The sequence below is a fragment of the Actinomadura kijaniata NBRC 14229 genome, from assembly GCF_001552175.1.
GTDB classification, from domain to species: domain Bacteria; phylum Actinomycetota; class Actinomycetes; order Streptosporangiales; family Streptosporangiaceae; genus Spirillospora; species Spirillospora kijaniata.
The window spans coordinates 1-11,959 of sequence record NZ_BCQR01000248.1; the positions used below are offsets into that span (position 1 = coordinate 1).

Genomic DNA, 11,959 nt, shown 5'->3' on the forward strand with positions numbered 1-11,959 from the left:
GTGCAGCGGCGCGGGCGCGGGCGGCGGCATCTCGTCCACCGCGACCGGCGGCTGCGGCATCGTGTCGCGCAGCTGCGCCGCCCGTCCCGCCGGGGTGTCGGAGGCGCCGGGTCCGCCCGGGCCGCCGGTCAGGTCGGGGGGCGTGGTGTTGGCCGCCGCGCCGACCGCGTGGCCCGCCTGCGCCTGCGGGGCCTGCCCGCCGAGGTCGACGACGTCGGCGACCACGCAGGTGATGTTGTCGGGGCCGCCGCCCCGGTTCGCCAGGTCGATGAGCTGCCGTACCGCGTTCTCCGGGTCGGCCACCTCGGTGAGCACCTGGAAGATCGTCTCGGCGGTGACCACGCCCGACAGCCCGTCGGAGCACAGCAGGTAGCGGTCGCCGACCCGGGCCTCGCGCAACGAGAGGTCCGGATCGACCTCGCCGCGTCCGTCCAGCGCGCGCAGCAGCAGGCTGCGCTGCGGGTGCGACGCCGCCTCGTCCGGGCTGATCCGCCCCTCGTCCACCAGCGACTGCACCAGCGTGTGGTCGTGGGTGATCTGGAACAGGCTGCCGTCGCGCAGCAGGTACGCCCGGGAGTCCCCGATGTGCACCAGCGCGACCTGGTTGCCCGCCCACAGCATCGCCGTGAGCGTGGTCCCCATGCCCTGCAGGGCCGGATCGGACTCGACGATGCGGTGCAGGTTCTCGTTGGCGGCCTTGACCGTCTTCTCTAGCGCCGCCAGCAGCTCGGTGGCGGGCAGGTTCTTGTCCAGCTTGCGCAGCGCGTCGATCGCCGCGGCGCTGGCGATCTCTCCGCCGACGTGGCCGCCCATCCCGTCGGCGACGGCGAGCAGGTAGGAGCCCGCGTAGGCCGAGTCCTCGTTGCCCTCGCGCAGCATTCCCACGTCGGAGCGGGCGGCGTAGCGGATTCCCAGGGTCATTTGCGCAGCTCGATCACGGTCTTGCCGATACGGACCGGCACGCCCGGGGGGATCGGCATGGGCCGGGTCACCTTCGTGCGACCCAGATAGGTGCCGTTGGTGGAGCCCAGATCTTCCACGATCCACTGACCGTCCTGCGCGTAAATGCGGGCGTGCCTGCTCGAAGCGTAGTCGTCGGTCACGACGAGCGTGGCGTCATTGGCGCGGCCGATGGTGACGGGGGCGCTGGTCAGGTCGATGACGGTGCCCGCCCGTTCCCCCTGGACCACCACCAGTTTCGTCGGAGCGTTGTTCGCACGCGGGGCCTGCGGCGGCTTGGGCGGCCGGGACGCCTTGGCCGGACGCGGCTGGGACGCGCGCTCGGCGGCCCGCGCCGCGGCCTTCGACCCGAACAGGTCGGCCCGGATCACGCCGACGGTCGCGATGACGAAGAGCCAGAGCACCGCGAGGAACGCCAGCTTGATCAGCGTGAGGGTGAATTCGGACATCGGAGTCGGGGTTACTCCCTATCGCGGCGGAAGACCAGGGTTGTCCGCCCCATCGTGACGCGGGAACCGTCGACGAGCGTCACCCGCCGGATCTGTTGCCCGTTCACGAAGGAGCCGTTGGTCGACCCTAGATCCACGAGAACGATTTCGGGACCTTCTACGCGAATCTCGGCATGGTGCCGGGAGACGCCGGGGTCGACAAGACGCAGGTCACAGTCGGTGCCGCGGCCCAGCAGCGTCACCGGAGTGTTGATCTCATAGGTGCGTTGGGTGGCGTCGGCGCCCTCGAGGGCCGTGGTCACCAGCAGCCGGGGATGACCCCCGAACGCGCCGCGACCGCCCGGCGGGACGTCGCTCGCCGGACGGCGGATCTCCCCGCCCTCGACGGTCGAACCCCGGATCACCCCCGAACGGATCCGGAACATGCCCGTCGCCAGGTCGCCGGCGTTCTCGAACCGCACCCGCACCGGACCGACGAAGGAGTACCCCTGTTCCTTCGCGTACTCGCGCGCCAGATTCGCCAGCTCCTGGCTCAGGCTGTCGGCGTACACCTGGAGCCGCTGCCCGTCCTGCTGCGAGATCTCGACGACGAAGTCGTTCGGTACCAACGTGCGGCCCTGGGCCACGATGGCGGCTCGGTCGTCCATCTCGCGCTGCACAGCACTGGCCACCTCGACCGGCTGGAGCTCCGACTTGAAGGCCCTGGCGAAGGCTCCTTCGACCATGCCCTCAAGCCGTCGCTCGAAGCGCTGAATGACGCCCACGGGCACCTCCCTTCCCCACTGGTAGACGATCGTATCGGTGCGAAGGTTCGCTTGAAGTATCCGAGTTCCTATCCACCCCTCCACCCGTGCTAATCTCATCGAGCACCCGGAAACGGGAGCCGCACCCGGGCGGGTGGCGGAACGGCAGACGCGCACGGTTCAGGTCCGTGTGTCCGAAAGGACGTGAGGGTTCAAATCCCTCCTCGCCCACTCGATCCACGGAGCCACTATGCCCACGGAAAGCGTGGGCCATGGTGGCTCTCGTCGTATCTGCCTGGGGGGCGACCCCCAGACCCCCGATGTGGGGGCTCCGCCCCCACGCCCCCCTGGTGGTCGCTGTGGGGTGGGGAAGGTTGCGGTCGCTGCCTCTTCGCTTTGGTGACCTTCTCGTCAGGGCGTCTGCTTGGTCGGGTTTTGGTCCGGACTTCTTCGCCTTGTCGGGTGGCTTCTTGTGGCCTTGGCTTGTGGGTGTGGGGCAAGGGGGCACTGACTCCCGGAGAAAGAGCTGGGGCTCGGAGTGTGATTTCCAGAGTGTTCTGGGACACATTTCATGCCTTGAGTGACGTTCCGGGACATGTTTCGGTGCCCGGCGGCGGCGGGGCCTGGGACATGTCTCTACTGTCTCCCGGCCGGGGTGGGCCTGGCTAGCGGTGGGACGAAGCTGTGCTGAGGTGCGTGTAAGCTCGTGGCCGCTGGAAGTCGGCGACGACACCCGGGCGGGTGGCGGAACGGCAGACGCGCACGGTTCAGGTCCGTGTGTCCGAAAGGACGTGAGGGTTCAAATCCCTCCTCGCCCACAGACGAGAGGCCCCTCCGCGAACGCGGAGGGGCCTTCTTCGTTCGGGGCGTCTGCTAGCGGGAGGCCGTGGCCTGGCAGAGCGCCGTTTGGACGGTGGTCCTCATGTCCTCGCTCTGCGCGTCCGAGCCGCCCGGGTCGAGGTTCACCATGACCGTCGCCTGGGCGCCGCCGACGGTGGCGCCGCTCGCGGTCTCGTACCCGAAGATGTCGCCGCCGTGCCCCCAGTACAGACCGCCGCAGGGCAGTTGCCTGCTCTCCAGGCCGAGGCCGTACGCCCGTTCGCCGGAGTCGCCGGTCGGGCGGGTCCGCATCATCTCCCGCTGCTGGGCCGGGCGCAGCAGCCTGCCGTTGACGAGCGCGCCCAGGAAGCGGTCGACGTCGGCGCCGCTGGAGATCATTCCGCCGGACGGGCCCGCGACCGAGGGGTTGATCGCGGTGAGGTCCATGAGCGGCGCGTCCTTGCCCGGCCGCACGTACCCGCGCGGGTGCGGTCCGGGGATCGCCGGGTCGTCGCCCGGCGCGGACGTCGCGCGCAGGCCCAGCGGGGTGATGACGCGCCGGCGGACCTCCTGGGTCCAGGTGCGGCCGGTCACCTTCTCGATGAGCATGCCGGCGAGCATGTAGTTGGTGTTGGAGTAGTCCCAGCTCTCGCCCGGCTTGGAGGTCGGCGGCTGGGCGAGCGCGAGGTTCACCAGGTCGCGCAGGTCGTGGTGGGCCAGCGGGTCCTTGAGGACCTCCCGCGGGTCGAGGTGGTCGAGGTAGTCGGGCAGGCCGCTGGTGTGCTGGAGCAGCTGGCGGACGGTGATCTTCCGTTCGGGGTCGCCGTACCCGGCGACGACGTCGGGCAGGTAGCGCTCCACCGGCGCGTCGAGCGAGACGCGGCGCTCGCCCACGAGCTGGAGGACGACCGTGGCCACGAACGGCTTGGTCAGGCTGCCGATCCGGAACCGGCTGTCGCGGGGGATCGGCGCCCGGCTGTCGACGTCCGCGACGCCGCTGGTCAGCACCGTGTCGCCGTGCCGGTCCCGTAGGTGGAGGAGCGCTCCGGGCCCGCCGTCGACCGTGGTCAGCCGGTCCATGAGCCGGTCCAGCCGGGTCTGGTCGGCGTCGGCCCGCGTCGCGGTCGCGCCGGTCAGCGCGACGACGGCCGCCAGGGCCAGGGTGAGCAGTCCGCGCTTGTTCTTGGTCATTTCCGCTCTCCGGAGTGGTGGCCGGTCGGCTAGGCCGCCGCGGGGGCCCTGTGGCGGGCGGGGGAGGACGGGCTCGGCTCGCGGGTGGCCAGGGCGAGGGCGAGCCAGATCAGGGCCGCGCCCGCCGGGAGCAGGTCCAGGTCGAGGGTGATCGTGACGAAGCCGAGGAGGACCAGGACGGGGCTCAGGGCGGCCACCGCCCTGCGTCCCGGCGTGACGGCCGCGAACTGGACCAGCAGCGCCAGCAGCCCGAGCATGAAGAACACCGGGCCGATCTCGTAGACCGCCTGGGGGAGCACGGCGGGGACGTCCGCGTACCGGTCGGCGAGCGCGCTCTTCTCGGCGGGGTTCGCGGCCCGCAGGCCGACGACGATGTCGACGATCGCGACGCGGACGAACGTCACCAGGCCGAAGGCGGCGACGGCGGCCGTGACCCCCGCCGCGACCCGGTGTGCGGTGCCGGCGGACGCGGCCCGGACGCGGTCGTGCAGGCCCGCGATCACCCCGCCGTACAGCAGCAGGGAGCCGAGGAAGATCAGATGTCCCACCGTCCAGGCGGGTCCCGGGCCGTGCTGCCCGTCCCGGCCGTCGATGAGCCGGACGACACCGTAGACCAGCATGAGGGCGGGGGCGAGGTGGAAGGCGATCCTGGTCATGAGGGGTTCTCCCGGAGTTCGAGACCTGCGTTCTCTCGTTCTCGATCTTCCGGGAGGGCGGTGTGCGGGCGGATCGCCGTCGCGAGGGGTCTTCGGGCATCGGTGGCGCGGGGGAGGGCCGGGGCGCGACTCCCCCGCGCGACGGAGCCGCCCCTCAGGAAGGCTCGATCAGCCGGGTCTCGTACGCGGCGATCACGGCCTGGACGCGGTCGCGGATGCCGAGCTTGGCCAGGACGTTGCTCACGTGGGTCTTCACGGTGTGCTCGCTGACGACCATGGCCGCGGCGATCTCCGCGTTCGACAGGCCGCGGCCGAGCAGGCGCAGGGTCTCGCGCTCCCGTTCGGTCAGGACCGACAGGCGGTCGGAGGGGGGCGCGCCGGCGCGCGGGCGGTTGCGCGTGATGTCGGAGATGAGGCGGCGGGTGACGGCGGGCGCGAGCAGCGACTCCCCCGCCGCCACCACCCGGACCGCGTGCACGAGGTCGTCGCGGCGCACGTCCTTGAGCAGGAACCCGCTCGCGCCGGCGTAGAGCGCGTCGTAGACGTAGTCGTCCTGGTCGAACGTGGTGAGCATGATCGCGCGGGTCCGGGTCTCGGCGCACACGGCCTTCGCGGCCTCGATGCCGTCCAGGCCGGGCATGCGGATGTCGAGCAGCACGACGTCGGGATCGTGTTCGGCGACGGCGGCGATCGCGGCGGCGCCGTCACCCGCCTCGCCCACCACCTCGATGTCGGGCTGCGCGTCCAGGATCATCGCGAAGCCGCTGCGGACCAGCTCCTGGTCGTCGGCGAGCACCACCCGGATCATGCGGCCACCGTCCCGCCGTAGGGGAGACGCGCGAGGACCCGGAACCCGCCGCCCGGCAGGGGACCCGCCTCGGCCGTGCCGCCGCAGGCGGCGACGCGTTCCCGGATGCCGATGAGACCGTCGCCGCCCCGCCGCCACCCCGGATCCGTCTCGGCGTGGCCTCGCCCGTCGTCGGTCACCGTGATCTCCAGTTCGTGTTCGGTCCAGCGGAGCCGGACCTCGGCCGCCTGCGCGTCGGCGTGCTTCACCGTGTTGGTGAGCGCCTCCTGAACGATGCGGTACGCCGCCAGGTCGGCGTCGGAGGGCAGCTCGCGGCTGCCGCCCTCGACCGTGAGCCGCACCTGGATCCGGGTGCGGTTGACGTGCTCGACCAGGCCGGGCAGCGCGCCGATGGTCGGCTGGGGCGCGCGTACGCCGTGGTCCTGCTCCTCCTTGAGGACGCCCAGCATGCGGCGGAGCTGGGCCATCGCGTCCCGGCCCGCGTCCGCGATCGCGTCGAAGGACCGTTCGGCCCGGTCGGGATCGGTGCGGACCACCACCGGGCCGGCCTCGGCCTGCACGACCATGATGCTGACGGCGTGCGCGAGCACGTCGTGCATGTCGCGGGCGATGCGGGCGCGTTCCTCCGCCGCCGCCCGCGCCGCCTCGGCCTGGCGTTCGCGGGCGAGGGCCTCGCGTTCGCGTTCGAGCTGCGCGGAGCGTTCCACCAGCGCGTTCGACCGCTCCCGCGCCGTTCGCGCCAGCGTGCCGAGCAGGAACGCCGTCATGGGCAGCAGCAGCGTGAACATGAACTCGCCCGCGTCGTTGTGCTTGACGAGCAGCGCGCCGGGCGGGGTCGTCGCCACCAGCACGCCGATGAAGCCCCAGCGCTGCCAGCGGTGCCGCCCCAGGTCGGCGAGGGTGTAGATGGCCACCAGCGCGCCGTACTGCAACATCTGGCCCGGCCGGTGGTGCAGCGACACCCCCATGGCGAAGGCCGCCACGACCAGCGCGATCGCGAACGGCGCCCGCCGCCGCCACACCAGCGGCACGACCGTGCCGAGGTTGAACAGCACGCCGAACGGGGTCACCTCCGGCGCCGTGGCGAACGGCACGAACACCGGGACGGCGACGGCCGCGGCGATCAGCACGTCCACAAGACGGCCGGAGACCGCGCGGGAAAGCGGCCGCGTGGGAAGGCCGGGACCACGGAACCGATCCGACATCCCCCCAGTATCGCGGCCGGACCGGGCATGATCGCCTCCGTCGTGCGAGGGATTTCGCGGGCGCCGGAGTGACGACGAAGGCTCCGCCGCGGTTCGTGGCGGAGCCTTCGTGGTGGCCGGTGGTCAGTGGCGTTCCAGTTCCAGCCGGGGCAGGAGGCGGGCGAGGGGGGCGGGGAGCCACCAGGCGCGGCGGCCCATGAGCTCCATGGCGGCGGGGACGATCAGGCAGCGGATGACGACGGCGTCCACGAAGATCGCCACGGCCATGCCGAAGCCGGTCTGCTGGAGCAGGCGCTGGGGGCTGAGCATGAAGGCGCCGAAGATGACGATCATGATGGCGGCGGCCGCGGTGATGACGGAGCCGGTGTGGGCCAGGCCCTCCCGTACGGCGTGCGAGGGGTCCTTGGAGCGGGCCCACTCCTCCTGGATCCGGGAGATCAGGAAGATCTCGTAGTCCATGGAGAGCCCGAAGACGATGGCGAAGACCATGACCGGGAGGTACGCCTCGATGGGGCCGGACTCCACGCCGAACCAGCCGTCCTGGAAGACGAGCGTCATGGCGCCCAGCGCGGCGCCGATGCTGAGGAGGTTCAGCAGCGCGGCCTTCAGGGGGATGAGGATCGAACGGAACACCGCCATCAGGAGGAGGAGCGAGAGCCCCACGACGATGGCCATGAAGAGGGGGAGGCGTTCGGCGACCTTGGCGGAGTAGTCCTCGGCCGCGGCGGTGGCGCCGCCGACCAGGTACCGCGCGCCGGTCTTCGCGGACAGCCCGGGGAGGACGTCGTCGCGCAGGGTGTCGACGAGGTCGGAGGTCGCCTCGTCCTGGGGCGCCGAGGACGGGAAGACGAGGATGGTCGCGGCCCTGCCGTCCGGCGTGGGCATCGGGTCGGTCGCGGACCGGACGCCGGGGGTGGCGTTGAGCGTCTGGGTGGCCGCGGGGTTCGGCGTGTCGGTCACCACGAGGAGCGGGCCGTTGAAGCCGGGGCCGAAGCCCTTGCTGAGCAGGTCGTACGCCTGCCGGCTGGTGGTGTCGGGCGCGTCGCTGCCCGCGTCGGAGAAGCCGAGCCGCATGCTCAGCGCCGGGAGGACCAGGGCGCCCAGCAGCACCGCGGCCGTCAGGAGCGCGACCAGCGGGCGCCGCTGCACCGCGGCCGCGAGCCGCCGCCAGGTGGTGCCCTCGGCGGGCCTGCCCTTGGCCCGGCGGCGTTCGGCCCGCCGGGTGAACTGGCGCGCGAAGCGGTCGCCGAAGACGCCGAGCAGCGCGGGCAGCAGGGTCAGGGCGGCCAGCATGGTCACCAGGACGGTCAGCGCGACGGACAGGGCCATGCCCTGCAGCGAGCCGAGGCCGAGCGCGACCAGGCCGAGCAGCGCCAGGATCACGGTGCAGCCGGCGAAGAACACCGAACGCCCGGCGGCGTCCATCGCGTTCACGGTGGCCTGTTCGGGTGTCGCGCCGCGCACCAGCTCGGCGCGGTACCGGGCGAAGACGAGCAGGGCGTAGTCGATGCCGACGCCGAGGCCGACCAGGGTCATCGTCGGCGGCGTCCACCCGGCGATCGTGAAGACGTGCGACGCCAGGATGATCATGCCGACCGTGGAGCCCACGGCGAACAGGGCGATGACGATCGGCAGCCCGGCGGCGATGACCGTGCCGAACATCAGGACGAGGATGACCAGCGCGGCCAGCAGGCCGGCGCCCTCCGCGGCCCCGGTCCCGCCCTCTGCCAGCAGCCGGGCCGCGTCGCCTCCCAGCTCGGCCCGGAGCCCGTCGCCCTCGGCCTTCTGGGCGGTGTCGAGGATGCGCTGGGTGTCGGCCTTCGGCATCTCCTCCGAGGGGACCTCCAGGACGACGGTGGCGAAGCCGATCGTGCCGTCCGCGGAGAGGGCGCCCGCGCCGTCGTACGGGCTGCGCACCTGGCCCACCCTGGGCAGCCCGGCGACCTCGCCGAGCATGGCCCTGACACGCTGCTGGGCGCCGGGGTCGCGCAGGCCGCCCTCGCGGTGCAGGACGATCTCGACGGTGTCGCCGGCGCGGGCGGCGCCGTGCTCGGTGAGCAGGTCGGCGGCCCGCTGCGACTCGGTGCCGGGGAGCGCGAAGTCGTTGCGGTAGTCGTCGCCCGTGAGCGAGGCGGCGGTCCAGACGCCGCCCAGGACCGCCACCCACAGGATCAGCACGATCCACCGGCGGCGGTGGGCGAAGCCCGCGACGCGGGCGAACACCCCTTGCCGCGAGGGCGGCCGGGTGTCCAGTTCTGCGTTCGTCTCGGTAAGAGTCATGATCCTTTCCCGGGGTCGGCCCTGGTTTTCGGTAGTTGACGACGCGGCGCTCCCAGGTGTGACGTCGGCGATCGGCGTCACACCTCGCAGGGCTGCGTCGTCAACAGGGCGTGGGAAAGACACGGGACGCCGAGGAACTGCTGGCGCGATCCTTCGAGAGCAACCGGCCGCGCCTGCTGCGCGTGGCGTACACGATGACGGGCTCGCTGGTCGAGGCCGAGGACTGCGTCCAGGAGGCGTGGCTGCGACTGCGCGGGCTCGACGACCCGGGGTCGGTCCGCGATCTCGCCGCCTGGCTGACGACCACGGTGAGCAGGCTGGCGCTCGACGTGCTGGGCAGCGCGCGGGCACGCCGGGAGGAGTACGTCGGCACCTGGCTGCCGGAGCCGCTGGTCGAGGCCCGCTCCCACGACCCGGCCGACCGGGTCACCCTGGACGAGTCGGTGAGCATGGCGCTGCTCATCGTCCTGGAGCGGCTCTCCCCCGCCGAACGCACGGCCTTCGTGCTGCACGACGTCTTCAGCGTGCCCTTCCCCGAGATCGCCGAGGTGGTCGGCCGGTCACCGGCCGCGGTGCGCCAGCTCGCCTCGCGGGCGCGGCGGCAGGTGGAGAACGGGCGGCCGCGGACGCCGGTGACCGAGGCCGAGCAGCGCGAGCTGGTCGAGGCGTTCGTGGCCGCCTGCCAGGAGGGCGATCTGCCGGGGCTCGTCGCGCTGCTCGACCCGGACGTCGTGGTGCGCGGCGACGGCGGCGGCAAGGTCGCGACGCTGCCGAACGCCGTGCGGGGGGCGGAGCGGGTGGCCCGCCTGATGCTCGCCCGAGCCCAGATCGAGATCCCGGTGGACATGCTGGTCTGCGAGGTCAACGGCGCTCCCGGCCTGGTGGTCCGGAACGGCGACGGCGAGCTGTCGGTCCTGGCGATCACCATGGACGCCGGCCTGATCACCGCGATCGACTTCGTCCGCAACCCCGACAAGCTCGCGAAGGTTCCCGACCTGGGGTGAGCCCACCCCAACCCAGCACGACGAGCGAAGGAGTGAACCCATGTCATCGCCGATCAAGCCGCCCTTCCAGGCCCGGACGGACCGGGCCCTGCCGCCCCGGTTCTTCGGCCTGCTGAAGGCGACCTCGGTGTTCCTGGCCACGGCCCTGCTGACGCAGGGGATCACCGCGGGCTTCCTCATGTCCGACGAGGACGGCCGCCGGTTGCACGGCGCCACCGGCGCCGTCGTCACGTTCGCGCTGATCCTCCAGATCGTCGCCGCGCTCCTGGTGTGGCGGGCGGGCCGCGGATCGGTGCGGTACCTGGCCGTCACCGCGCTGCTGTTCGTGTTCACCAGCGTCCAGTTCATGGTCGGCTCCAGCGGCAACGTCGCCGTCCACGTCCCGCTCGGCGTGGCCCTGTTCGGCGCCGGCGCCGTCCTGATGGCACAGATATGGACGACCCGCCCGGCCGACTGACCCCCGTGCCGCGCGCTGACACCGGTCGAAGGGCCCCTCCGCGTCCGCGGAGGGGCCCTTCGCCGTCGTTCCCGTTCAGCGCGTCCCGGGGCGGGCCTGGTTCCAGGCGCGGTCGAGGAACGCGGCGATGAGCGGGGCGATCTCGGGCAGGTGGGTCTCCAGGGCGAAGTGGCCGGTGTCGAACAGGTGGAGTTCGGCGTCGGGCAGGTCGCGCAGGTAGGCGCGGGCGCCGGGGGCGGGGAAGAACGGGTCGTCCGCGCCCCAGGTGATCAGGGTGGGCGGGGTGTGCTCGCGCAGCCACGCCTGCCAGCGGCCGTAGCGCTCGACGTTGGAGTGGTAGTCGAACGCCAGGGCGACCTGGGCCTCCTTGCGGCCGGGCAGGTCGAGGAAGTGCTGGTCCAGCGTCCAGCCGTCGGGGGCGACGGCCTCGGGGTCGGCGACGCCGGTCTCGTACTGGCCGCGGGTGCCGGACAGGGTGAGCAGGTCGCGGATCGTGTCCTCGGCGCCGGGGACGTCGGGGCGCAGGGCGATGAAGTCGCGGGCGCCCCGCGACAGGCCCTCCTCGTAGGCGTTGCCGTTCTGGACGACCAGGCCGGCGATCCGTTCGGGGAGGCGTTCGGCGATCCGGAACCCGACCGGCGCGCCGAAGTCGAAGACGTACATCACGAAGCGTTCCAGGCCGAGCTTCCCGACGAAGCCCTCGGTGACGTCGGCCAGGCGGTCGAAGGAGTAGGCGAAGTTGTCCGGGACCTCGGTGTGGCCGAAGCCGGGGTAGTCGGGGGCGATCAGGCGGTAGCGCGCGCCGAGCGCGTCGATCAGGCGGCGGAACTGGTGGGACGCGGACGGGAAGCCGTGCAGGAGCAGCAGCACGGGCGCGTCCGGGCGCTCGGGCAGCGACTCGCGGTAGAAGACGCGGACCCCGTCGACGTCGAGGTGGCGGTGGACGGTGCGGGCGACCATGGCTAATGCCTTCCGTTGGCTTTGATGCATTAGGTATAGCGATCGTCCGGCTAATGCGTCAACTCCGTGATGTAGCGTTAGAAGGGTGAGCGATCTCGTCCCCCTGACCGGGGAGCCCCTTGCGCTGGACCTGGTCAACACCCGGACCGCCGTCGGCGACCTGCTCGCCACGCCCGACGACCTGCGCGCGTGGGTGGGCCTCCAGGCGGGGAGGCTGCCGGAGGCCGACCTCGGGCCGGACGCGCTGGCCGCCGTGCGCGCCGTCCGGGAGCACACGGCCGGGGCGCTGGAGCGCGCGCGGCGCGGCGAGCCCCCCGCCCCCGGCGACCTGGCCGCGCTCAACGACGCCCAGCGGGCCGCACCCGCGATCAGCGAGCTGGCCTGGAACGGCTCGGCGGTCGTGGCCGAGCGCCGCCGGACCGGCCCG

At 72.4% G+C, this 11,959-nt stretch carries 12 protein-coding genes and 2 tRNA genes; 5 read left to right on the forward strand and 9 right to left on the reverse strand.

Annotated elements, in window-relative coordinates; genetic code table 11:
• From AKI01S_RS45950 to AKI01S_RS45960, 3 genes are all read right to left on the reverse strand, one after another.
• Nucleotides 1-921 (reverse strand): Stp1/IreP family PP2C-type Ser/Thr phosphatase (locus AKI01S_RS45950; RefSeq protein ID WP_157420623.1); only part of this gene is annotated, 921 nt, incomplete at its 3' end.
• On the reverse strand, nt 918-1,409 hold the full coding sequence (locus AKI01S_RS45955) for an FHA domain-containing protein FhaB/FipA (protein ID WP_067832680.1): 492 nt from the start codon (nt 1,407-1,409) through the stop codon (nt 918-920). The genes AKI01S_RS45950 and AKI01S_RS45955, both read right to left, overlap by 4 nt.
• 11 nt (nt 1,410-1,420) lie before the next feature.
• Nucleotides 1,421-2,173 (reverse strand): FHA domain-containing protein, encoded by a 753-nt coding sequence (locus tag AKI01S_RS45960; RefSeq protein ID WP_067832699.1) that lies wholly within the window; start codon nt 2,171-2,173, stop codon nt 1,421-1,423.
• Nucleotides 2,174-2,300: 127 nt separating this feature from the next.
• On the opposite strand from AKI01S_RS45960, the gene AKI01S_RS45965 reads away from it, so the two are divergent.
• Nucleotides 2,301-2,383: transfer RNA gene (locus tag AKI01S_RS45965), tRNA-Leu, on the forward strand.
• A gap of 504 nt (nt 2,384-2,887) precedes the next feature.
• Nucleotides 2,888-2,970: transfer RNA gene (locus AKI01S_RS45970), tRNA-Leu, on the forward strand.
• A gap of 55 nt (nt 2,971-3,025) precedes the next feature.
• On the opposite strand, the gene AKI01S_RS45975 is transcribed toward AKI01S_RS45970, so the two are convergent.
• The 5 genes from AKI01S_RS45975 to AKI01S_RS45995 all read right to left on the reverse strand — a co-directional run bounded on the left by AKI01S_RS45975 (nt 3,026) and on the right by AKI01S_RS45995 (nt 9,111).
• Nucleotides 3,026-4,162 carry a serine hydrolase domain-containing protein gene (locus tag AKI01S_RS45975; protein ID WP_067832682.1) on the reverse strand — a complete coding sequence of 379 codons (1,137 nt, stop codon included), beginning with the start codon at nt 4,160-4,162 and terminating at the stop codon, nt 3,026-3,028.
• A 29-nt stretch (nt 4,163-4,191) separates the two neighbouring features.
• Nucleotides 4,192-4,818 carry a hypothetical protein gene (locus AKI01S_RS45980; protein ID WP_067832684.1) on the reverse strand — a complete coding sequence of 209 codons (627 nt, stop codon included), beginning with the start codon at nt 4,816-4,818 and terminating at the stop codon, nt 4,192-4,194.
• Between the two features lie 154 nt (nt 4,819-4,972).
• A complete protein-coding gene (locus AKI01S_RS45985; protein WP_067832686.1) occupies nt 4,973-5,626 on the reverse strand; it encodes a response regulator in 654 nt (217 codons plus the stop codon).
• Nucleotides 5,623-6,756 carry a sensor histidine kinase gene (locus AKI01S_RS45990; protein WP_218010071.1) on the reverse strand — a complete coding sequence of 378 codons (1,134 nt, stop codon included), beginning with the start codon at nt 6,754-6,756 and terminating at the stop codon, nt 5,623-5,625. The genes AKI01S_RS45985 and AKI01S_RS45990 overlap by 4 nt, the downstream gene beginning before the upstream one ends.
• A 198-nt stretch (nt 6,757-6,954) precedes the next feature.
• Nucleotides 6,955-9,111 carry an MMPL family transporter gene (locus tag AKI01S_RS45995; RefSeq protein ID WP_174567474.1) on the reverse strand — a complete coding sequence of 719 codons (2,157 nt, stop codon included), beginning with the start codon at nt 9,109-9,111 and terminating at the stop codon, nt 6,955-6,957.
• Between the two features lie 110 nt (nt 9,112-9,221).
• On the opposite strand from AKI01S_RS45995, the gene sigJ reads away from it, so the two are divergent.
• Nucleotides 9,222-10,115, forward strand: a complete 894-nt coding sequence (sigJ, locus tag AKI01S_RS46000; protein ID WP_157420624.1) for an RNA polymerase sigma factor SigJ — start codon at nt 9,222-9,224, stop codon at nt 10,113-10,115.
• Nucleotides 10,116-10,155: 40 nt separating this feature from the next.
• The gene (locus AKI01S_RS46005; RefSeq protein WP_067832695.1) at nt 10,156-10,572 is read left to right on the forward strand and encodes a hypothetical protein; all 417 of its coding nucleotides are present in this window, start codon (nt 10,156-10,158) and stop codon (nt 10,570-10,572) included.
• A 75-nt stretch (nt 10,573-10,647) separates the two neighbouring features.
• Here AKI01S_RS46005 and AKI01S_RS46010 read toward each other — a convergent pair whose 3' ends face one another.
• Entirely contained in the window at nt 10,648-11,532 is an 885-nt protein-coding gene (locus AKI01S_RS46010; protein WP_245682069.1) for an alpha/beta fold hydrolase, read from the reverse strand.
• An 85-nt stretch (nt 11,533-11,617) separates the two neighbouring features.
• On the opposite strand from AKI01S_RS46010, the gene AKI01S_RS46015 reads away from it, so the two are divergent.
• The coding region (locus AKI01S_RS46015; RefSeq protein ID WP_174567475.1) for an ABATE domain-containing protein at nt 11,618-11,959 on the forward strand (342 nt) is incomplete at its 3' end.

What these genes read in the sequence shown, in the direction of transcription:
- AKI01S_RS45980 (WP_067832684.1), bottom strand. Translation starts at nt 4,818, where the DNA reads ATGACCAGGATCGCCTTCCACCTCGCCCCCGCCCTCATGCTGGTCTAC.
- AKI01S_RS46010 (WP_245682069.1), bottom strand. Translation starts at nt 11,532, where the DNA reads ATGGTCGCCCGCACCGTCCACCGCCACCTCGACGTCGACGGGGTCCGC.
- AKI01S_RS45955 (WP_067832680.1), bottom strand. Translation starts at nt 1,409, where the DNA reads ATGTCCGAATTCACCCTCACGCTGATCAAGCTGGCGTTCCTCGCGGTG.
- AKI01S_RS46005 (WP_067832695.1), top strand. Translation starts at nt 10,156, where the DNA reads ATGTCATCGCCGATCAAGCCGCCCTTCCAGGCCCGGACGGACCGGGCC.
- AKI01S_RS45985 (WP_067832686.1), bottom strand. Translation starts at nt 5,626, where the DNA reads ATGATCCGGGTGGTGCTCGCCGACGACCAGGAGCTGGTCCGCAGCGGC.
- AKI01S_RS45995 (WP_174567474.1), bottom strand. Translation starts at nt 9,111, where the DNA reads ATGACTCTTACCGAGACGAACGCAGAACTGGACACCCGGCCGCCCTCG.
- AKI01S_RS45975 (WP_067832682.1), bottom strand. Translation starts at nt 4,162, where the DNA reads ATGACCAAGAACAAGCGCGGACTGCTCACCCTGGCCCTGGCGGCCGTC.